The sequence below is a fragment of the Paraburkholderia sp. 31.1 genome, assembly GCF_014397645.1.
Classification (GTDB): domain Bacteria; phylum Pseudomonadota; class Gammaproteobacteria; order Burkholderiales; family Burkholderiaceae; genus Paraburkholderia; species Paraburkholderia tuberum.
In genome coordinates this window covers 57660-77365 of record NZ_VZQN01000040.1, presented here as the reverse complement: position 1 = coordinate 77365, position 19706 = coordinate 57660, and the positions used below count along the sequence as shown (strand labels likewise).

Genomic DNA, 19706 nt, shown 5'->3' with positions numbered 1-19706 from the left:
TCTTTGGAATGAGACGGTGTTTGCCTGGTAACAACCATCGTATCAATCCCTGGATCAGCCCCCTCCCTTTCTCTTCAAGCACTTACCCGCGTCTTCTCCTCCATGTAGGCTTAAGTAAGTGCCATTCTGGCTAATGTGGCCTTGACGTCATGGCGGACGGCTTCCGCTTCGATGTGATCGTTGACACCCACCCATTAGCGGGCCCGGTGTCAAGTGAGCAAACAAGACCCTCGACTGCCTGAGCGGCCGATTTCGATTGCACTGGCGGATTCAACCGGTCGATGCAACGCAATGAACGCCGGATGAGCGGCTCACGGTGCAGAGGAAAACATGAGCGGACCTACGAGTAGGCGATGGACCTGCTCGTGGCCGCGGACTTCGATGTGAGAGCTAGTCAGGAAGATTGGAAAGCAATTGGTCGCGCTGGCCAAACGTATCGTTGCAGCTCGCTCCGACCGGTCGGCGAGTTACGATCCACATACGTTTTCGCCCCGGCGCCCGCGTACGAGAGAAAGGGCAGCTTCATCATCGGTTGTGAGCAGGTTTGCTCCCACGAGCCTTTCCCTACACACGGCTTTAGCCAGGCTCTGACCTCGCTTCTGCATGAGCCATCGGATAGGCCACACCCGCGCGGTCTGATCCGCGGACGCAGTTACCACCCGCTGGCCGTCCGGGCTGAAGGCGGCGGAGAAAACCGGTCCCTGATGTCCGGTGAGCTTCGCGATCACCTCGCCGGTCGCCGCGTCCCACACCCGCGCGGTCCCGTCCGCGGACGCGGTCACCACGCGCTGGCCGTCCGGGCTGAAGGCGGCAGAGAAAACCGGTCCCTCATGCCCACCGAGCTGGGCGATCTGTTTGCCGGTGGCCGCGTCCCACACCCGCGCGGTCCTATCCGCGGACGCGGTCACCGCGCGCCGACCGTCCGGGCTGAAGGCGGCGGAATAAACCAGATCCTGGTGCCCGCTGAGCTGCGCGATCTGCTTGCCCGTGCTCGCGTCCCACACCCGCGCGGTCCCGTCCCGGGACGCGGTCACCACCCGCTGGCCGTCCGGGCTGTAGGCGACGAAATCAACCGGGCCCTGATGCCCGCTGAGGAGCAAGATCTGTTTGCCGGTGGCCGCGTCCCACACCCGCGCGGTCCCATCCCACGACACGGTCACCACCCGCTGGCTGTCCGGGCTGAAGGCGACGGAATCAACCAGGCCCTGATGACCGCTGAGGAGCAAGATCTGTTTGCCGGTGGCCGCGTCCCACACCCGCGCGGTCCCATCCGCGGACGCGGTCACCGCGCGCCGACCGTCCGGGCTGAAGGCGGCGGAATCAACCAGATCCTGGTGCCCGCTGAGCTGCGCGATCTGTTTGCCGGTGGCCGCGTCCCACACCCGCGCGGTCCGATCACGGGACGCGGTCACCACCCGCTGGCCGTCCGGGCTGAAGGCGGCGGAAATAACTGACCCTTGATGCCCTCTGAGCAGCAAGATGCCCATCGCCGCGTCCCATGCGCGCGCGGTCCTGTCACGGGACGCAGTCACCACCCGCTGACCGTCCGGGCTGAAGGCGGCGGAATTCACCGGCCCCTCGTGTCCGGTGAACTGCACGATCACCTGGCCGGTCGCCGCATCCCACACCCGCGCGGTCTTGTCATCGGACACGGTCACCACGCGCAGGCCGTCCGGGCTGAAGGCGGCGGCGCTCACCGGTCCGCGATGCCCAGTGAGCTGCACGATCGCCTGGCCGGTCGCCGCGTTCCACACCCGCGCGGTGTTGTCATCGGACGCTGTCGCCACGCGCTGGCCGTCCGGGCTGAAGGCGGCGGAGAAAACCGGTCCCCGATGCCCTATGAGCTGCGCGATGACCTGGCCGGTCGCCGCATCCCACACCCGCGCCGTCTTGTCATCGGACGCGGTCACCACGCGCCGGCCGTCCGGGCTGAAGACCGCGGAGCTTACCGGTTCCCGATGCCCGGTGAGCTGTGCGATCACGTGGCCGGTCGCCGCATTCCACACCCGCGCGGTCCTGTCCGCCGACGCGGTCACCACGCGCCGGCCGTCCGGGCTGAAGGCGGCGGAAAAGACCGGTTTCAGATGCCCGCTGAGCTGCGCAATCTGTTTGCCCGTAGCCGCGTCCCACACCCGCGCTGTCTTGTCCGCGGACGCAGTCACCACGCGCCGGCCGTGCGGGCTGAAGGCGGCGGAATAAACCAGATCCTGATGCCCGTTGAGCTGCGCAATCTGTTTGCCCGTAGCCGGGTCCCATACCCGCGCTGTCCTGTCTGCGGACGCAGTCACCACCCGCTGGCCGTCCGGGCTGAAGGCGGCAGAATAGACCAGATTCTGATGGCCACTGAGCTGCGCAATCTGTTTACCCGTGGCCAGGTCCCACACCCGCGCTGTCCCATCCCAGGACGCGGTCACCACCCGCTTACCGTCCGGGCTGAAGACGGCGGAATCAACCGCATTCTGATGGCCGCCGAGCAACGCAATCTGCACTGATGCTTGCGCGCCACGCATAAGCTCAAGCTCTGCTTCTACCGATCCCGGCGAGAGCCAACCGTTGCCCATCGCCAGCATCGCGAAGCGCATTGCGCGGTCATAATTTCCCGCGTCGTTCGCCGTTGTCGCGGCCGACGCCAACGCCAGGGAAGTCTGGCGTGCAACCGTCCGAGTCTGGTGAATGATCGACCCGGCAGTCACAATTAGAATGAATACGATTGTGCCAATCAGTACCTGGATGCGTCGCTGCGCGCCCTGTCCGTGCCCGCTCTTCGTTGACATGGGCTTGATCCTCAACGATTTGTTGCAACTGCGACTCGCGCTCTGCGCGTGCCACCTCGTTGCGCCCGCAGCAAGTCCATAGATAGGAAAGGTCGTCCGCGCCCAGCCGAAAGCAATTCGCACATGTCCAATTCTCAAAGAAATCGCTCGCCCCACACCGTCGCCCAGACGTCTGGGGGCTCCCGGTCGCATCGTCTCACGCCACACCACGCACTCGATTCCAGGAAACAGCACATCAGTGCGCACCAGTGTCCGCTGACAGGGGACTTGCGACGATCATCCGCTGCGGGCCGGCAAGCGGTTCTCAGTTCAGCTATCGGTCCGGGTTCGGTCACATTCGGTCGTTCGACAACACGACCCAGATCGTCAACAATAGATGAGCCGAAGCAATGGTCTTGACGCTGCATCCGTTCCGCCTTGCAGGAGACGTCACTGATGAAATTGCTAAATGATCGCGTTAAACCATATGTTCGGTATCGCGCATGTTTCAGGTCCGGGTAAAGCACACTTCCGAGACAGCGAACGTCTATGATCACCGCAACCCAAAGAGGAGAAGCCTCGCGAAGCGAAACGCGTCGTAGTTGAGCAAGGCCAACGAATAATCGCCACATAGGCTCGGGTTGTTCGGAAAAGCGTGCACGACTCGCACCCCCAATCCCGTGCGGAGACAACTGATAGTTGTGGGCATGAACCCGGCAGCGCGGAAAGACTTCGTGCGCTTCCGGGTCATCCCGCTACGCAACGAAACGACACTCCGACGCTGGTGTACGTGTATCCATGTTCCTTCCGCGGTTCATATGGTCATCGATTTCAGCCGCGCAACCGAGCATGCGAGGGTAAAGAAAGATGGTAAAGGCGGCCGTCTCCAAAGCGTTGCGCGAATACGTTCCGTCACGATACGGCTGCCAGAGCATCTTGAGCAGTAACGCGGCAATCACCGCATCGACGTTGACGCAGTAAACGTTTCGCGAAACCCCCGCGTCGAACAGGCTTTGGACCAACGTCCGGTAAAAGTCGTGGAAGATGTTGTATTCGTCGCGCTCGGCGAACAATTGCCGCACGAACATTTCACGCGGGTCGTGATTGACGGGTTTATCTTTAAACACCGGATGATTCACGCCAGGGATTTTCTGGATGTCCAGGCTGCCGCTCGTTTTCTTGCTCGATTTGTATTTGGCGTAACTTTCGACGTACGTCATCGCTAGTGCTTTCAAATCCAGCCCGTGCGCAGGATTGCCCGGGTCAGTCAGTCCGCTATCCGCGAACTGGTCTAGCAGAAACGCAATTCCCTCAAATCCATTGCCGCCATGCGTGTAACCACTGTGCGTAAGGAAGCCGATTAACGCCTTGTTGAGCTGGACGCGCTCGGGGTCTTCGGGACCATCGGCAGAGACCGCACCTTTTGCACCCTGCGCGGAAATCGTTCCGGGTCCATTTGACAGCAGCAGACCGACCAGCAATTGGAAGGAAAACAAGTCGCTCGTGCCTGGCGACAATCCAAACAACGCGCTGAAGGCGGTTTCACCAAGCGAACGCTCCTCCAGGACTGTCTTCGTTTCGACGCCGCAGAAGCTGTCCGGACCGTGCTGGTCCGAGGGCACTGAAGCGCCTATCAGGGAGCCGAAAAGTTGTATCCACCACGGAAGGCTCTCAGCCGAAAGGCGTGAAATGCGTTTGCGCATGAGCGGTCCCCATGCGAGCGTCGCGCAAATGGCTGCCAATACGCCATCGGTAGTCGGCTCGCCGGGCAGGCTTTCAACATATTGCACGAATGTCGACTTCACGTCGCGAGCTTTGAGTCCCGCCAGGATTGCGCGGGCCCGCAAATCCGGTTCACTGCCGACGAACAGGCTGAGGTCGGTGACTTCGGCGCGCGAAAAGTCGAAACTCTCATCCATCGCGTTCTCGAGCTTCACCGGGGCAAAGGCGTCGATTAGAGCGCGGACCGCCTGGCGAGACCCGGCTTGCCCTCGGGGCCCGATGATACTCGCCGCCGCTGCAAGGACAGTGTTTGGCGCATTACCGGCATCCCGTGCCGCCTGGGCAGCCCCAAGTGCGGGATGTCCATACAGGTTCAGGAACGCACTCACAGCGACATTGATTAGCGCGCGGTCGTTCATCCCGCCGGGTTCGTGGAGCAGCGCGAGGCTTACGTTTGTCTCAAGGGGGTACTGCGCCGCATCAAGCATCGAAACGCCGTACAGACTGGTCACCTGCGACTTCGGGTCCATCTGCGACGCGCCAGAAGCATCCTTCATCGACTGTCGCGGCGGTACAGCTCCAACCTGTTTGTCGAGCGCGGCAATCTGGGCATCGTATGGGGCCGTGGCCTGCACGACAGGCAAATCGAGCGCCTGCGGCAGGCTCAATCCGCGGTGACTGCTAAACCACGGTTTTAATGCGAGGTTACCTTCCGGCTCGAAATCTGGCCTGCAGGCGTTTTCACGCATCACAGCCGTCAGAGCGGCGGGTATGTGCGCGATGTTCGTGACAAGCGCGCCCTTTGCCGACACGGCCGGATTGTCCGGTGTGAACACACTTGACACCCCGAATTTATCGAGAAACCATTGTTCTTTCGATGCGGCGTCGTCCGCGCCTCCGGACATAGCACCCGCGTGTCCGACAGCACGGGTCAGCTTTGACTTCCAGCGACCCACGACGCACGCAACCACCGGCTTCGTAAAGTTGGCGTCGAGCTCGTAGTAGCCGCCAGGTTCGACATAAAGAACGGCCGCCTTGCTTCGCGCGTCGTTTGCCAGGGCCGCAGCGAACTCGGGCGCCGCGAATTGAATGTAGACGTCTTTGCCACTTGAAATGGCTGTAGTCGTGCCCCATCCGGCCATCCGCAGGTAGGTTGCGATGGTAGTCGTGAAGTTGCCCGAGTTGGAAAACAAGGCAATCGAGCCACGCCGCAATGCCTCTTCAGGGTGGTCGCCGCCCAGCGCTCCCCCGATACGCACCTGGTTCCAGGCGTCAGCCACGCCGAGGCTGTTGCCGCCAAAAATGTCGACCCCGTTGGACTGACCCATCGCGCGGATTTCGCGCGAGTCACTGACGGCCAGCTTTTCGGTAACGATGAAAATCTTCTTCAGTTCCGGATTGACACGGATTAGCTCAGCCACGCCGTCCCGTGCAGCGGAAGGCGGCAGATAGATGACGCCGCAGTTGAACCGGTGACCATCGTTCAGGCCTTCAAGGACATTGTTGTAGACCGGCACGCTTCCAAGTGCCGTTTCCAGTACCTGTCCGCGCTTTCCCGGAGCCGTACCAAACACCACATTGCCACCGGAATAGGCATGACCGACGGGCGTGACATCGCTCGACTCGCCGCCCAGAATGTTGAGCACGCAAACGCGGTCGTCCTTTGTGGCAACTTGGGATAACGAACTAATTCCTACGAAGTATTTAAAATCGCCAATGCCCTGCTTGTACATAATGATTCTCCTCAGTCGATGAGATGCTCAGGCAGCCTGTTTGACCGCAATTCCCAGCTTCGCGGCAATCTGCTCACGGCCGCCTGCTTTCATCCATTGGTCAACCTGCTTCGCGTACAGGACCACCTCGCTCATGTCCGAGTCAAAGCCGAAGAAGGTGTACGGCAATCCCAGCGAATCGAGCGTGTCGCGCAATGCACTCATTCCACGAACCAGATTTGGGCCACCACGGCCGACCACCACATAGAGCGGCGTTGGGCCGTGCTGACTGAAGTGCTCGCGTAACGCGTCGGCCATTGCGCGAAATGTTTCGAAAATATCCGTGTTGTTTGACTTTCCACCAATAATGAACAGAACATTGCTTTGCTGAATCCAGTGCTTGAAACAGATGCGGGCAACTTCCTTCATTTTTTCGTAGGGTGGATTGCCGCCGAAGTCTGACGAGATGATGGCGTCGTCTCCGAGCATTTGCGTGACAAGGGAGTTCGCGCCGCCACCGAACGTCGGAGCGAGAATGCTGCCCTTCGCGTTAATGACGTAGACGTCGCTCTGCCCCTGATACGTGCGAAGCTGGTTGATTTCCTGTTCGAAGTCTGAATAGTCGACTGCGAAGAGATGCGCGGGCAGGTCAAGGCGCTGCCAGCGCGGGTCATCACGGTCGAAGCCGCATTTGAAGTCACAGGCGACGGGTGTCAGCCTTCCCTTGCTATCCTCACGCATCCGGATTGGATTGAGTTCGAGGGTCGTCATTCCGAACCCGTGATAGAGCTCCCACAACTTGGGGAGGTGCTGCACAAGCGGCGAGATAATCTGTTTGGGTGCGCCCAGCGTCGAAAGCGCGTTCGCCACGACGAACGCCTTGAGCCCGGTGAGCGGGTCAAACGGAATCTGCACAACTTGCGACTTGTCCAGTTCCTCGATGTCAACGCCACCGTGGTGCGTAAGCGTCATGGTGGGCGCGCGGAAATGTGTCGAGTCGGTAATCGAGAAATAGACCTCGTACTCGGCAGGCACTCCCGCCTCAAAGGTCACACCGTTGGCTTTCGACACAGTATTGGCAACGTGATGTTCGACGAAGTAAAGACGCTCCTTCTCCTTCAAGGCGGTCGTCAGGTCAGTCGCGCGGCCAATCAGACCGGCCTTGCCCTTCTTGCCAACACCGCCCTTGAAAACCGGCTTGATGAAAATCATCCCGTGCTTTTTCAGCATCGCTCGAATCTGTTCTTCGCTAGCGTCCGGACCCAGAATCTCGGGCGTCGGAAAGCCCACGAACTGCAGCAATCTGGCGCCGTGCAACATACCGGTGACTTGCATGATGACCTCAGGAAGTGAGTTGGGAAGTCGGTGTCGTCGGGACAATATCCCTCACGGGGTCTTTGTCGAACCCGTAAAACGAGTGCGGGGTTGAGCACAGGATTGCCTCGACAATCGCGGGCGCAAGATGTAAGTCCAGCAACGCGGTAAGCGTCTGGCTGTAGTCCGTCGCATGTTCAAACTGCGTGTGTGGCCAGTCGCTACCCCACATCAGACGTTCGGCGCCAAATGCGTCTATAAGCTGGTCCGTGGCATCGCGCATGAAACTCGAGTCCGGCTCCGAGCACCGATAGGCGCCCGAAATCTTGACCCACACGCGGCCAGAAGGGCCAAACTTCAACAGGTCGTGGAAGCCCGGGTCGCGTGTGCCGCTGTCCGGGTCAGGGCGGCCAAAATGGTCAACGACGACTGGCAAGCCCACATCCAGCAAAGTGTTGACGAGCGGCGCCAGGTCCGACGCCTCCCTGTGCAACTCAACATGCCAGCCTAGTTTTGATAACTGCCGCCAAAGCGTTACATATGGCGCCGAGCCCAGCTTGGGGAGCGTCTGTCCGACAAGGTTGAGACGCACGCCCGTCACACCCTGACAGTTCAGTCGCTGCAGGTCGTCTTCTGAAATTTCGGGGGCCACGACTGCTACACCTCGCAGCCGGCTAATGTCGCTGGTCAGCGCCTGTAAAAGATGGCTGTTATCGGTGCCGAGAAAGCTGGGCTGGACAAGGACGGCATTGCCAATATCGTTCTCGTCCAGAAGCTTCAGGTAGGCGTCCAGCGTTGCGTCATAGTCGGGTGCGTAGCGCCGTCCGTCCGCCAGCGGCAGAGTCCTGGCAAACACGTGCGCGTGCGTGTCAACGCGCGGCAGCCGTGGCCGCCCGATGGATGGGGCCTGAGTCATCGCTGGCTCCGGTGATGGTCAAGCGCTAATTCGGCGTCGGCGACCAGTTGTGAAGCCTGCTCGACGCCGGACGGCCGCAAGCGCTTGCCGCGCGTTTCGGGAAGCAACAACACGGCAACCATCGCCAGCCCGTACGCAATTGCGGCATCGATACCAATCGCTGCTCCCAGCGACATCGAATGACTCATGTACCCGACCAGCACCGGGAAACCCGCCGAGGCGATGCGACCGAAGTTGTAGCAAAAGCCGACGCCTGTCCCGCGCATGTCCGCAGGATAGAGTTCGTTGAAAAGTGCGCCCAGGCTGGCCGGGATGCCGGCGGCGAAAAAGCCTAGCGGGAAGCCCAGAACAAGCATCTGCGTGTTGCTCAATGGAAGCATCACGTAGGCGAGCACGGTGACGATGCAGGAAAATGCAAAAAATGCGATGTTGCGACGCCGTCCGATACGGTCGAGCAGGTAAGCGCTCGCCATACAGCCGCACCAGAAAGCCACGATAACAACCGCAAGATACCCACCGGTGTTGAGGACCGACAGATGTCTTTCCTTGGAGAGGAAGGTCGGCAACCAGGTCATGATGGCGTAGTACCCGCCGTGGGCGCCTGTGCCGAGAACCGCGCCGATAACGGTGGTCTTGATGACGCGCGGCTGGAATACTTGCGCGATTTGCGCCCACACAGAAACCACTGGTTCAGCGCGAGACGGCTCAACGCGCACAGGTTCGCGGAGATTGCGGCGGACGTAAAGGACGAGAAGCGCGGGCAGCAGGCCAACACCGAACATGACACGCCACGCCGTGTCTGACGGCAACCACGAAAAAGCTGCGGCATACAACAGCACTGCGCCGGCCCAGCCGACGGCCCAGGCGCTCTGTACCGCGCCCATGGCCTTGCCGCGATGTTCCGTCCGGATGGTCTCAGCCATCAACACGGCGCCTGCAGCCCACTCTCCGCCGAACCCGAACCCTTGCAGGGCCTTCAGGACCAGTAGTTGAGGAAAACTCTGGGCGAAGGCACAAAGGAAAGTGAATCCTGCAAACCAGAGAATCGTAATCTGCAGCGTCCGCACCCGACCAATCCTGTCGGACAAGGCGCCCGCCAGCCAGCCGCCCATCGCCGATGACACCAGTGTCACGCCGCTGATTGCGCCCGCCTGCGTGTGGTCGATGCCGTACGCTGCGATGATTGCGGGGATTGCCAGGGTAAACATCTGCACATCAAGGGCATCGAGGCCCCAACCCGCGAAACATCCCCAGAAGGTGTTTCGTTCGAGAGGTGTGCCTTGCTTGTACCAGGTGAACATCGCCGTCTCCAAGGTAAATTCATATATTCATGTATATGACTATATGTTTAGTTTAGGCGCTTCGACGAAGAAGTCATTGGGGATTTACCCTTGTTCCGGCAGATGTTGTACAGTGACTATTCCTGTGAACAACTATATGAATCATGGATATGCAGTCGTTCTCGGCCAGGCCAGACAGTCGATTGCCCCGATACCAGCAGCTACGCGATGACCTGGTGCGCCGCATCGCGGAGGGCGAGTGGGCGCCAGAAAAGGCAATCGACACAGAGGCGGAACTCAGCGTGTTTTATAACGTGTCGACCGGCACACTTCGGAAAGCCATTGATTTGCTGGTGGCCGACGGGGTGCTCACCCGCACCCAGGGAAAGGGGACCTTTGTCCGGCGCCCTCGCTTTGATTCGTCGTTGTTCCGCTTCTTCCGATTCAAGTCAGCTGACGGGAAGCCGGTCCGACCGACGGCGAAGGTGCTCAGCCGCGAGGTCGTCAAGCCAAACGAGACGATTCGCTCAAGCTTGCAGATGAAGGCGACGGAGAAGGCTGTTCATCTCTCGCGGGTACGACTGATTGAGGGACAAGCGGTTTTGTCGGAAGAAATATGGCTACCTCGAAGCCGTTTCGAAGCACTGGCGACTCTGCCCCTTGGTGGCTTCGAAGATTTGCTTTATCCGCTCTATGAGCTGCTTTGCCGCCAAATCGTCGCATCCGCAACCGAGATTCTGAACGTCGAACAGGCGACGGACGCTGATGCAGCGCTCTTGCATATCGACGTTGGCAGCCCGGTAATCCTTGTGCACCGTGTGGCATCCGATTTCGCCGGGACGCCTATTGAATGGCGCACCACGCGTGGTGCTGCTGCAGCGTTCCAGTATCAGGTCGATATTCGCTGACAACGCGACCTCCCGCCGCGTTTGGTGCTGTCATAGGGGCCGACAACGCGAACTGACTTTCTGTCACCCGGCAGGTCGCATTTTTCCTGCGACTTTCAGGCTCTACACCTCGTTCGCCGAATACATCACTGGTCGCCAGTTGCGGCCGCAGCTCGCTTGCGTGCGCTCGTCCGGGTTATACCTCATTGCAGCCCGACCTCAAACATACAAACATATACATGACTATATCAATCTGCTTGTTTTCGTCTGACTGACCGTTTTCGAAACGCCAGTCGAGCGGCAGCGGGCATGGAACTTGGAGCGAACATGTCTACGTCCGTAACACGTGAGCAGCAGGTAATGAAGAAAATGGCATGGCGGCTGATGCCGCTGCTGATTGTCATGTTTCTCATCGCATTCATCGACCGGCAGAACGTCGGCTTCGCGAAACTGGAAATGGTTCAGGCACTCGGCATGACGGAAGCCGCGTATGGCCTTGGAGCATCGCTGTTTTTCATTGGCTACCTGCTGTTCGAGGTGCCCAGCACACTGGCGCTACATCGGTTTGGGGCCCGGACGTGGCTCGCTCGCATCATGATTACGTGGGGCGTCGTTACAGTGCTAATGGCGTTCACCAGGTCCCTGCCAGCTTTTTACTCGTTTCGGTTTGCGCTGGGTGTTGCTGAAGCCGGGTTTTATCCAGGCGTCATTTACTACCTGACGCAGTGGTTTCCTCAAAGCTACCGGACACGTGTGCTTGGCCTTTTTACCCTCGGCAGTTCGCTGGCAAACATGCTTGGCGCGCTGGTCGGAGGGCTGCTCCTTTCCTTGGGCGGAACACTGGGACTGGCGGGTTGGCAATGGGTCTTCCTTGCCACCGGTCTTCCGGCAATACTGATTGCCTTCGTAGCGCTTAAATATCTACCGAGCTCCGTCAAGGAAGCGAACTTCCTTTCTCAGGATGAGAAGGACATTGTGGTCGCAGCGCTTGTGCGCGAAGCGTCCCCGGAAGCAAAGGAGTCCCGGCCATGGGCGGCATTGCTTGACCCGAAGGTTCTCATGTTCGCAGCGACCTACATGCTGATGTCGACGTCGCTGTACGGTGTTACGTACTGGTTGCCCACGTTGGTTAAGAGCTGGGGCGTTTCATCGAGCGTCAATGGTCTGCTCAACATGATTCCGTGGGCACTCGCGGCTCTTCTCCTGCTTTGGCTTCCCGGGAAGCTCAAACGTGAACAGGTGGTGTTAAAAGCAATGGCCATAGTCGCCGGCATCGGCGTCGTATGCTTTGCATCGAGCCTCGTGTTGCCGACAGTGTCGTTGCGCTTCATTGCTCTGTGTCTGGGCGGCGCCTGTATTCCACTGCTATACCCTTGCTTCTGGTCGCTTCCCCCACGCTTCTTTTCTGGCGCTCGAGCCGCCGCAAGTGTCGCTGCCATCAACTGCATTGGAAACCTTGGAGGGTTCTTCGGACAGAACCTCATGCCGTACGTTGGCAAGGTAACCAACAGTCATGTTGCACCCATGCTCGTTCCGACTGCATGCCTGTTAGCTCTCGCAATCGGTACCATCATTGCGTGGACAGTCGGTGGGCATCGCAAGGCGGCGCTTGCGTCATCAACGGTTCCGCTTTGATGCGGGCCATGACACCCCCAAGCTATTTGCACAGACGCAATGTACCCTCATTTGAGCCGCATGTTCGATTGATTGCAGACTGAGCGCGGTTCAACTTCGCGATGGTTTGAAGCCATCCGGCCCGGCTTGGGAGTGCCGTTCCGGAGCAAGGCTCGAATCGACCGCTCATAGCCCTTTGCGCATCAAATAAGACGGGTTATTTGCGTGCAACCCCATCGGTTGTACGCGGCGAATGGCCGCTGACGAGAAAGCTGGATGTCTCTTCAGGGTCGCGTGCTGCCGGTCATGACCCGACACTTGTCGATCACACAACGATTGGCAAGGTTCGGCCAATTTGAGACGGTCGCGAACGGCTCTGCGAGGTCGCTGAGCGGCTGCCACAAGCCCTGAGTCCGTCCCCGTCAAGTATTTCGAGGGCGGCCGATCTGGCCAGTCTGTGCCTAGCCAGCGAGACCCAAAGCCTGATTTGAAAAGGCCGATCCACTGGTTAGATTTGATGCCATGTCCCTCCCCAACGTAGCAAGCGGTCATGTGGATCTATACTGGGGTACCTGGAGGCTTCGATGGCTAATCAAGACAGACTGCATCCGCTACGTCCGCTCCTGAAAAATTGGGTTTGGGAGCATGGCCGAATCGGTACCCGATATCTGGACTGCACCGACGGCGAAATCAAGTTTGACGAAGGCAAGAAGTCGCGCTTCGCGGCCGAAGAATACATTCACGTGCCGCTCGAGAAGGATGCTGACGACGATGCGCCTGTGGAAGGTCCTGCGATCCAGGAGGCGGGGCTCGCCCGGTTTTTGAGGGCAGCGCAGTTAGGCAGGCCCGAGGAGGCCGGCACTATCGTGGAGGTCCAGCGCGCAGTGCAGGACTGCATGGAACTCGGCCTGTTCAGCGCATATCAGTTGAGCGCCCAGCAGGCCGCCGCACGCTATGCGCAAGAACCCATGTTCGAGGATGAAATCCGCGCTGCGGTTGTCGACGATATCCGACGTATCTACGCGGGCATGCGCGAGCAATTGGCGCTGTACGATTTCAGTGTGCTTTACGGCTTGCCCACGCCCCTGCTCATCAGCGAGGCGCCGTTCATCGACTGGCGCGTGCGCGCTAGTCCGGCCCTTCCGTTTGTCTCGCTTCCTCTTGGGCCATACTGCCTGCTGGTGGGTGCGCCGTCGGGCAGGAGCAGCCGAATTGGCCCCGTGGTCTGGAAGTCCGCCGCGGCAATGGGCCCGTTGAAGGACCACAACCGCCAAATCGCGGAGCACGCACGGTTGTGGCTGGTGGCGACCACGGATGACCAACTCGTCGCGGTACAAAGCCGCTTTGCTGATGCCAGGAGCCCCAAGCCAGAGGATGCGAGGCCCTGACTGAAGTCGGCGGGAAACGCGTTGAATCGTTCGTGCTTCTGGAGACGATTTACGGACGTCCGCTCCCTGAAGCCACGAGTGTCACGCTGGGTCGATATCCGCGCGGCCTTCATAAGCAGCGGAATACACCCGAGAGCAGGGGTCGGCCCCGTCAAGCCCCCGTCGCGCGTGCCAGCCTCTGAAAGTCGCGATCGCGTATCCTGGCAGGTCAGTCCTTAGCCCACGCCGCAGCCATGGCGACGGCAAAGTCCCGATAGGATCTCGGTTGCCGTCCCAGCAGCGTCGCCAGACGCTCGACGTCCGCGCTGGACGCGACCGCGCCGTCCTGCTGATACCGGCCCATCATGAGCCGCATGTCGTATGCGAGCCAGGCAGGAGCAACCGACTTGAGGCGCTGCTCAAGGACGTCGAGATCGTCGCCACCATAGCGGACGGGACGTCCCAGCGCCTCGGCCCAGATCGAAACCACGGTCTGCGCATTGATCGCGTCAGGACCGACGAGTTCGTACGTCTCGCGCGGCAGCGGGTTTGAGCCACGCTCGCGGCGCAGCAGTTCGCGCGCGGCAGCCTCGCCGATATCACGGACGTCGACCATGGAAATGCCTTTCGCGCCAATTGGCATGCCGTAGACGCCGTGCGAAAGCAGCGGGTCTTTCTGCCGGACGTCGTTCTGGATGAAATACGCGGGGCGCAGCACTGTCACCGGCAGGTCGAGGTGTTCGATCATGCGCTCGACCGTATGTTTGCCGGTGAAGTGCGGCACGTCGACGTATTCGGCGCCCTTGAACACCGACAGATAAACCACGCCTTTCACACCCGCTTCCCGTGCGACGCTCAGGGTCTGCACCATTCGGCCAAGGGACTTCGAAGACGATTCCTAAGTCGAGGCAGATTATTTTTCAAGCGCCGTGTTAGGCGGCTTAGACTTCGATTGCCATGCTGATCTATGACGCCTTCGGTCAATTCGTCCCCTGTGCTTCTCGTCATGCAATTGCTTCTTCAACGGAGATTCTCCGTCAGCACGTCGGATATCTATCTAGATAAGTCCGGACAGATTCCCCAATTTCTGGCGCATGCGTTCGATGTAGTCGTTAGCACCGCTGAAACCCTCGGCGTTCAGTGCGCTGGTCGACGCCATCAACGATGAAGCCACCAGCTTCTACAAAAGTACGGCTTCGTGCCGCTTACCGATGAACCGCTCACGCTGTTCCTGCCGGTAACGGGCCGCATCGGCGAACCCGCAAGCCGCGACGATGCCGCTCGCGGCGTGTAACCGGGCCGGGCGGTTGAAAGCGCCCGGCCACCCGGCTGATCGCCAATCAACCTCCTTTGTAGGCCGAATGATCCGAGGCCCACTGGGTCGGTGCCCCCGAAGCGGCCGAGCCCGATTTCACGCCACCGTAGCCACTGGGCGCCTGCTGCTGGGCCGCCACGCTCGCCAGCGTAGCCTGGATGTGCGCCGGGTAGTGCGCGTCACCGTGGTTGCGGCCGTAGCCCGCCTGCTGCAGTTGGACGAGTTCTGCGCGCACCTGCTCGCGCGTCAGGGGACCGTTGTTGTGAGCGGACGCAACCGTGGGCAGAGCGAGGACCGACACGAGCGCGAGAACGGGGATGAATGCTTTAGCCATGATGAATCTCCAATTGCGAGCGTCAGAAACAGAAAACACTGGGTTAGCGAAACAACGACCGCCGGGGCGGAAGCCTGAGTGCCAAGTCGTTGAAGTCAGTTTATCTGGTTACTATCAACTTACACGTACCTTTCGCCCCAACTGTTTGTTTCCGCGTCTGCAACGTCACCAGGCGTCTATCCGCACAAAAACGCTTGAACGGAATGGCGGTTAGCAGTTCGACATCAAGTTTGACGGGTTAATGCCGTATACAAACATCATGTGTGATTTGTTTATCAATCATGTGTTGGCGCTTGCGCTGCTCGCTTCCTTCTTCTTGCGCCTTGCGCACGCCTCGTCATCGGCTTCCCATTTAATTTATCCATGTTCAATAATCTAAGTATCCGTGTCCGCCTGGCGCTGGCGATGGCTTTTCTCGCCGTGCTGCTGGTCCTTGGCGGCGTCATGGGCATCGCCAGCGTGTCGATGTGCAACAACGATTTGAAGGAGCTGTATTCCAGCCGGCTGGCTTCTTCCGAGGCGCTCGGTCGGGCAAACGTAGCACTATCGAGGACGCGCCTCTGGCTGCTTCTCATCGCGCTTGATCCGGCCAGTCCGGACGTACCCCAACGAGTGCAGATCGCCCGGGATCTGCTCGCTGAGTCGAAGCAGGCGTGGGACGCGTATCGCGCGCTGCCGTTCTCCGGACCCGAGGAGGCGAGCCGCGCGGCCGACGTGAACGCGAAGCGCGACGCGTACGTCGCAAATGGCCTGGAACCGATGTTCAGCGCGATCGCCGCCCACGATACGGCGAAGCTCACCGATGTCGCCGTGCACACACCGCAGTCGCTGTTCAGCGATTTCACCGGCGGCACATATTCACTGGGCCAGATGCAGATCACGGCTGCCCGCGCGACGTTTGAGACCTCGCAGGCCCGCTTCCACGGGTTCATCGGCGTAGCCCTCGCCGGTATGCTGATGGCGCTCGGTGCGGCGGCACTGGCCTGGTGGTCGCTGCAGCGCGCGATCGGCACGCCCCTTGCCCAGGCACTGGGCCATTTCAGGGCGATTGCCGATGGTGACCTGACCTCGCGCGTCGAGGTTCGCACGCGCGACGAGATGGGGCAGTTGATGACCGGCCTGCAGGCGATGCAAAGCAAACTGGTTCAGACGATCAGTGTCGTGCGAGACGGTTCCCGGTCGATCGATACCGCCGCACAGGAGATATCGGCCGGCAACCTGGACTTGTCGCAACGGACCGAAGAGCAGGCCGCCTCGCTGGAGGAAACTGCCTCGTCCATGGAGGAGCTGACGTCGACGGTCCGCCAGAACGCCGACAACGCGAAGCAGGCAACCGCGCTGGCCAGTACGACGTCGGGTATCGCGCAACGCGGCGGGGAAGTGATCGGACGCGTGGTCGAGACGATGCACGGGATCTCCGACAGCTCAGCCAAGGTGGCCGAGATCATCAGCGTGATTGAAGGCATCGCGTTCCAGACCAACATCCTCGCGCTCAATGCCGCGGTCGAGGCGGCCCGCGCTGGTGAACAGGGGCGGGGTTTTGCCGTCGTGGCCGGGGAGGTCCGCACGCTCGCTCAGCGCAGCGCCACGGCGGCCAAAGAGATCAAGGAGTTGATCGGCGAATCGGTAACTCGGGTAGATGCCGGCTCGAAGCTCGTCGAGGAAGCTGGCAGCACGATTAATGAAATTGTTCGGTCGGTGCAGCGCGTGACCCACATCATGAGCGAGATCGCGGCAGCATCGGAAGAACAGAGCACCGGCATCGGGCAGGTCAATACGGCCGTCACGCAGATGGACGAGGCGACCCAGCAAAACGCCGCGCTGGTCGAGGAAGCCTCGGCCGCGGCGCAGTCGCTGGCCCAGCAGGCCCAAGCGTTGCGTGACGCAGTGGCAGTCTTCAAGGTTGCCGACCGGGGCGCCTCCGCGTCACGCGTGATGGCTCAACGGAGCGAACCGCGTCGGCCGGCACCGAAGGCTCGCACGTCACGTCCTCCAGCGTTGAAAAAGCTGGAGACGGCGCCCCTGGTTACCGCAGACACGACCACACTGGTTGCGACCGGCAGCAGTCCGGAGCACTGGCAGGCATTCTGAGCGGATCTGAAAATTGGACAATGCGAACGACGCACTTCACCGAATGTGCAAACTTGTGACCGCCAACACGAGGGAAATGAGCGTGCTTGGCGCGCGGGCGATGGTTCTCGGCAGGTTTCTTGATGCAGCCTCACCACACCTGACGACGCAGCAGCGCGCCAAGGTCGCCACGTCATTCCGGCAGGGCATTGAAGAAGCCATGTCCCTGATGGACGACGTGCCCCTGCCCGCGGAATATCATTCGGCGATGCTCGAACTCACCAATGTCATCCTCGCCATACTCGGCCCAAGCCGGGCCTCGCCCCTTTGAGCGAGCCGGAACGGCCGCTTTTGAATGGGATGAAGACGTTCTCAAAAATTCGCTGAAGGGGTGATCTGCTGGGTCGCCTCGAAACACTGTGGCCCAGGCAATCCGCAATCTTCGACGACACCTCCGGTGAGGGATGAACTCTTCGTCGATTGCGCTTGATCAGGCGCAGAACAGATCGAGTCGCGCGGGCGCTTCGGTCAGGGAGTAGAAAAAGCACCCGCTACTTAAGCTCTTCGGAAGGAAACGCGGTGAGAAAATCAAAGTCGCACCCTGCCGCGGCAGAGAGCACGTGATCGTGATAGAGCCGCTGGTAACCGCGCGCATACATCCCTTCCGCCGGACGAATCTCAGCGGCACGACGCGCCAGCTCGACCTCGTCGACCAGTAGATCGATCCGCTTGTCCCGCGCCGAGAGCCGGATCCGATCACCGTTGCGCACCAGCGCCAGCGGGCCACCGAGCGCCGCTTCTGGCGTCACGTGAAGCACGATGGTCCCGTACGCCGTGCCCGACATGCGCGCATCTGAAATCCTCACCATGTCCTTCACCCCCGCCCGTGCAAGTTTCTGCGGGATCGGCAGATAGCCGGCCTCGGGCATGCCTGAAGCACTGCGCGGCCCCGCGTTCTGCAATACGAGAATGTCGTCCGCGCGAACGTCCAGACCCGGGTCGTCGATGCGCGCGGCCAGATCTTCGAGCGAGGTAAATACCACGGCACGCCCTTCATGTTCGAGCAGTTCGGGAGTAGCGGCGGCGCGCTTCAGAACCGCACCGCCGGGCGCCAGACTCCCGTTTAGAACAATCAGCCCGCCCTCGGGACTGACCGGTTTCTCCTTCGAGCGGATCACGGCCGTATCGATCGGATCGGCAAGCGGCCTGTTCAAACGCTCCTCGAGACTCTGCCCGGCGATATCGCGACAAGTCAGATCGAGTTGGGGCATCAGTCCGCGCAGAACGCCCTCCAGCCCGCCGGCTGCATGGAAATCCTCCATGTAGCCGTTGCCTACCGGCTTGAGATCCACGAGTACGGGCGTTTCATCAGACAGCCGGTTGAACTCGTCGTAATCGATCTTCAGTCCGATACGACCAGCAATCGCCGCCAGATGAATCACGGCGTTGGTCGAACCGGAGACCGCGAGCAGCACCCGCAAGGCATTGCGCACCGACGCGGGCGTCACGATCTCGGCCGGTTTCGGTCCGCCATTGAGCGCCATGCGCGCAACCAGCGCTCCGGTTTCTTCGCAATTGCGCAGACGATCCGCGTGCACGGCCGGAATCGCCGCCGAACCGGGCAGCATCATGCCCAGCGTTTCCGCGATCAGCGCCATGGTCGACGCCGTGCCCATGACCGCACACGTTCCCGCCGTGACCGCCAGACGCCCCTCCACCTGCCTGATCTCCTGCGCCGAGACTTTCCCCGCGCGGAAATTCGACCAGAAGCGCCGGCAGTCCGTGCACGCGCCAAGCCGCTCGCCGCGATGTCGCCCGGTCATCATCGGACCGGCCACCACCATTGCGGCGGGCCGCTCAGCGGAGATCGCGCCCATCAACATCGCCGGCACGGTTTTGTCGCATCCGCCGAGCATCACCACCGCATCCATCGGCTGGGCACGAATCATTTCCTCGACGGCCATCGCCATCAGATTGCGATAGACCAGCGAAGTCGGCGAAAGGAAGACCTCGCCAAGCGACATCACCGGAAATACGACCGGCAATGCGCCAGCCGCGAGCACGCCGCGTTCGACCGCCTTGATCATTTCGGGAAAGTGGCGATGGCAGTTATTGAAACCGCTCTCCGAGGTGCAGATCCCGACGATCGGCTTGTCGAGCGATTCACCGGTGTAGCCCATCGAATTGGCAAACGACCGGCGCAGATAGCGCGCGAAATCTTGATCACCGTAGTTCGTCAGGCCATTGTCGAGGCCACGCGGTTTTTGATTCATTTCCAGTTCCTTACGATCAGCAATACAGCGCGGATATAGCGAAAGAAAACGTCAGATGAAACCAGGAGCGAGGCGGCCTCCGACCTCGATAAGTCTAAACGACGCCTATCATCCAGATACCGCCCGGCGCCGCACGCGTGACGGGATGG

At 60.6% G+C, this 19706-nt stretch carries 13 protein-coding genes; 5 read left to right on the top strand and 8 right to left on the bottom strand.

The genetic code is table 11. The features are described 5' to 3' along the window. Positions 1–467: 467 nt before the first annotated feature. The 5 genes from F6X37_RS27335 to F6X37_RS27315 form a co-directional block, all read right to left on the bottom strand. A complete protein-coding gene (locus F6X37_RS27335; RefSeq protein WP_262420039.1) occupies positions 468–2774 on the bottom strand; it encodes a WD40 repeat domain-containing protein in 2307 nt (768 codons plus the stop codon). 734 nt (positions 2775–3508) lie between these two features. Beyond that, positions 3509–6208, bottom strand: coding sequence for a CoA-binding protein (locus F6X37_RS27330; protein WP_187613452.1), 2700 nt, complete (start codon positions 6206–6208; stop codon positions 3509–3511). Between the two features lie 27 nt (positions 6209–6235). Continuing rightward, positions 6236–7522, bottom strand: coding sequence for an ATP citrate lyase citrate-binding domain-containing protein (locus tag F6X37_RS27325; RefSeq protein WP_187613451.1), 1287 nt, complete (start codon positions 7520–7522; stop codon positions 6236–6238). Between the two features lie 7 nt (positions 7523–7529). Beyond that, positions 7530–8417: an amidohydrolase family protein gene (locus F6X37_RS27320; RefSeq protein WP_187613450.1), complete on the bottom strand. Its 888-nt coding sequence runs from the start codon at positions 8415–8417 to the stop codon at positions 7530–7532. Beyond that, on the bottom strand, positions 8414–9718 hold the full coding sequence (locus F6X37_RS27315) for an MFS transporter (RefSeq protein WP_187613449.1): 1305 nt from the start codon (positions 9716–9718) through the stop codon (positions 8414–8416). The genes F6X37_RS27320 and F6X37_RS27315 overlap by 4 nt, the downstream gene beginning before the upstream one ends. 143 nt (positions 9719–9861) lie before the next feature. Here F6X37_RS27315 and F6X37_RS27310 point away from each other — a divergent pair, with 143 nt between their 5' ends. From F6X37_RS27310 to F6X37_RS27300, 3 genes are all read left to right on the top strand, one after another. After that, positions 9862–10605 (top strand): GntR family transcriptional regulator, encoded by a 744-nt coding sequence (locus F6X37_RS27310; RefSeq protein WP_187613448.1) that lies wholly within the window; start codon positions 9862–9864, stop codon positions 10603–10605. A 306-nt stretch (positions 10606–10911) separates the two neighbouring features. Next, positions 10912–12219 (top strand): MFS transporter, encoded by a 1308-nt coding sequence (locus F6X37_RS27305; RefSeq protein WP_187613447.1) that lies wholly within the window; start codon positions 10912–10914, stop codon positions 12217–12219. 563 nt (positions 12220–12782) lie between these two features. Then, the gene (locus F6X37_RS27300) at positions 12783–13586 is read left to right on the top strand and encodes a hypothetical protein (protein ID WP_187613446.1); all 804 of its coding nucleotides are present in this window, start codon (positions 12783–12785) and stop codon (positions 13584–13586) included. Positions 13587–13794: 208 nt separating this feature from the next. Here the strand turns inward: F6X37_RS27300 and F6X37_RS27295 are convergent, their stop codons facing one another. After that, entirely contained in the window at positions 13795–14436 is a 642-nt protein-coding gene (locus F6X37_RS27295) for an NmrA family NAD(P)-binding protein (RefSeq protein ID WP_262420038.1), read from the bottom strand. 469 nt (positions 14437–14905) lie between these two features. Beyond that, positions 14906–15214 carry a DUF4148 domain-containing protein gene (locus F6X37_RS27290; protein ID WP_090811061.1) on the bottom strand — a complete coding sequence of 103 codons (309 nt, stop codon included), beginning with the start codon at positions 15212–15214 and terminating at the stop codon, positions 14906–14908. 363 nt (positions 15215–15577) lie between these two features. On the opposite strand from F6X37_RS27290, the gene F6X37_RS27285 reads away from it, so the two are divergent. Together F6X37_RS27285 and F6X37_RS27280 are read left to right on the top strand one after the other, a co-directional pair. Next, complete coding sequence (locus F6X37_RS27285; RefSeq protein WP_187613445.1) at positions 15578–17305, top strand: methyl-accepting chemotaxis protein; 1728 nt, start codon at positions 15578–15580, stop codon at positions 17303–17305. A gap of 76 nt (positions 17306–17381) precedes the next feature. Further along, the gene (locus F6X37_RS27280) at positions 17382–17615 is read left to right on the top strand and encodes a hypothetical protein (protein ID WP_262420037.1); all 234 of its coding nucleotides are present in this window, start codon (positions 17382–17384) and stop codon (positions 17613–17615) included. Positions 17616–17835: 220 nt separating this feature from the next. Here F6X37_RS27280 and F6X37_RS27275 read toward each other — a convergent pair whose 3' ends face one another. Further along, on the bottom strand, positions 17836–19557 hold the full coding sequence (locus tag F6X37_RS27275) for a dihydroxy-acid dehydratase (protein ID WP_187613443.1): 1722 nt from the start codon (positions 19555–19557) through the stop codon (positions 17836–17838). Positions 19558–19706 lie beyond the last annotated feature (149 nt).

Coding starts and splice junctions, on each gene's coding strand:
- F6X37_RS27325 (WP_187613451.1), bottom strand. CDS start 7,522: ATGCAAGTCACCGGTATGTTGCACGGCGCCAGATTGCTGCAGTTCGTG.
- F6X37_RS27315 (WP_187613449.1), bottom strand. CDS start 9,718: ATGTTCACCTGGTACAAGCAAGGCACACCTCTCGAACGAAACACCTTC.
- F6X37_RS27275 (WP_187613443.1), bottom strand. CDS start 19,557: ATGAATCAAAAACCGCGTGGCCTCGACAATGGCCTGACGAACTACGGT.
- F6X37_RS27285 (WP_187613445.1), top strand. CDS start 15,578: ATGTTCAATAATCTAAGTATCCGTGTCCGCCTGGCGCTGGCGATGGCT.
- F6X37_RS27280 (WP_262420037.1), top strand. CDS start 17,382: ATGAGCGTGCTTGGCGCGCGGGCGATGGTTCTCGGCAGGTTTCTTGAT.
- F6X37_RS27320 (WP_187613450.1), bottom strand. CDS start 8,417: ATGACTCAGGCCCCATCCATCGGGCGGCCACGGCTGCCGCGCGTTGAC.
- F6X37_RS27310 (WP_187613448.1), top strand. CDS start 9,862: ATGGATATGCAGTCGTTCTCGGCCAGGCCAGACAGTCGATTGCCCCGA.
- F6X37_RS27305 (WP_187613447.1), top strand. CDS start 10,912: ATGTCTACGTCCGTAACACGTGAGCAGCAGGTAATGAAGAAAATGGCA.
- F6X37_RS27335 (WP_262420039.1), bottom strand. CDS start 2,774: ATGTCAACGAAGAGCGGGCACGGACAGGGCGCGCAGCGACGCATCCAG.
- F6X37_RS27300 (WP_187613446.1), top strand. CDS start 12,783: ATGGCTAATCAAGACAGACTGCATCCGCTACGTCCGCTCCTGAAAAAT.
- F6X37_RS27295 (WP_262420038.1), bottom strand. CDS start 14,436: ATGGTGCAGACCCTGAGCGTCGCACGGGAAGCGGGTGTGAAAGGCGTG.
- F6X37_RS27330 (WP_187613452.1), bottom strand. CDS start 6,208: ATGTACAAGCAGGGCATTGGCGATTTTAAATACTTCGTAGGAATTAGT.
- F6X37_RS27290 (WP_090811061.1), bottom strand. CDS start 15,214: ATGGCTAAAGCATTCATCCCCGTTCTCGCGCTCGTGTCGGTCCTCGCT.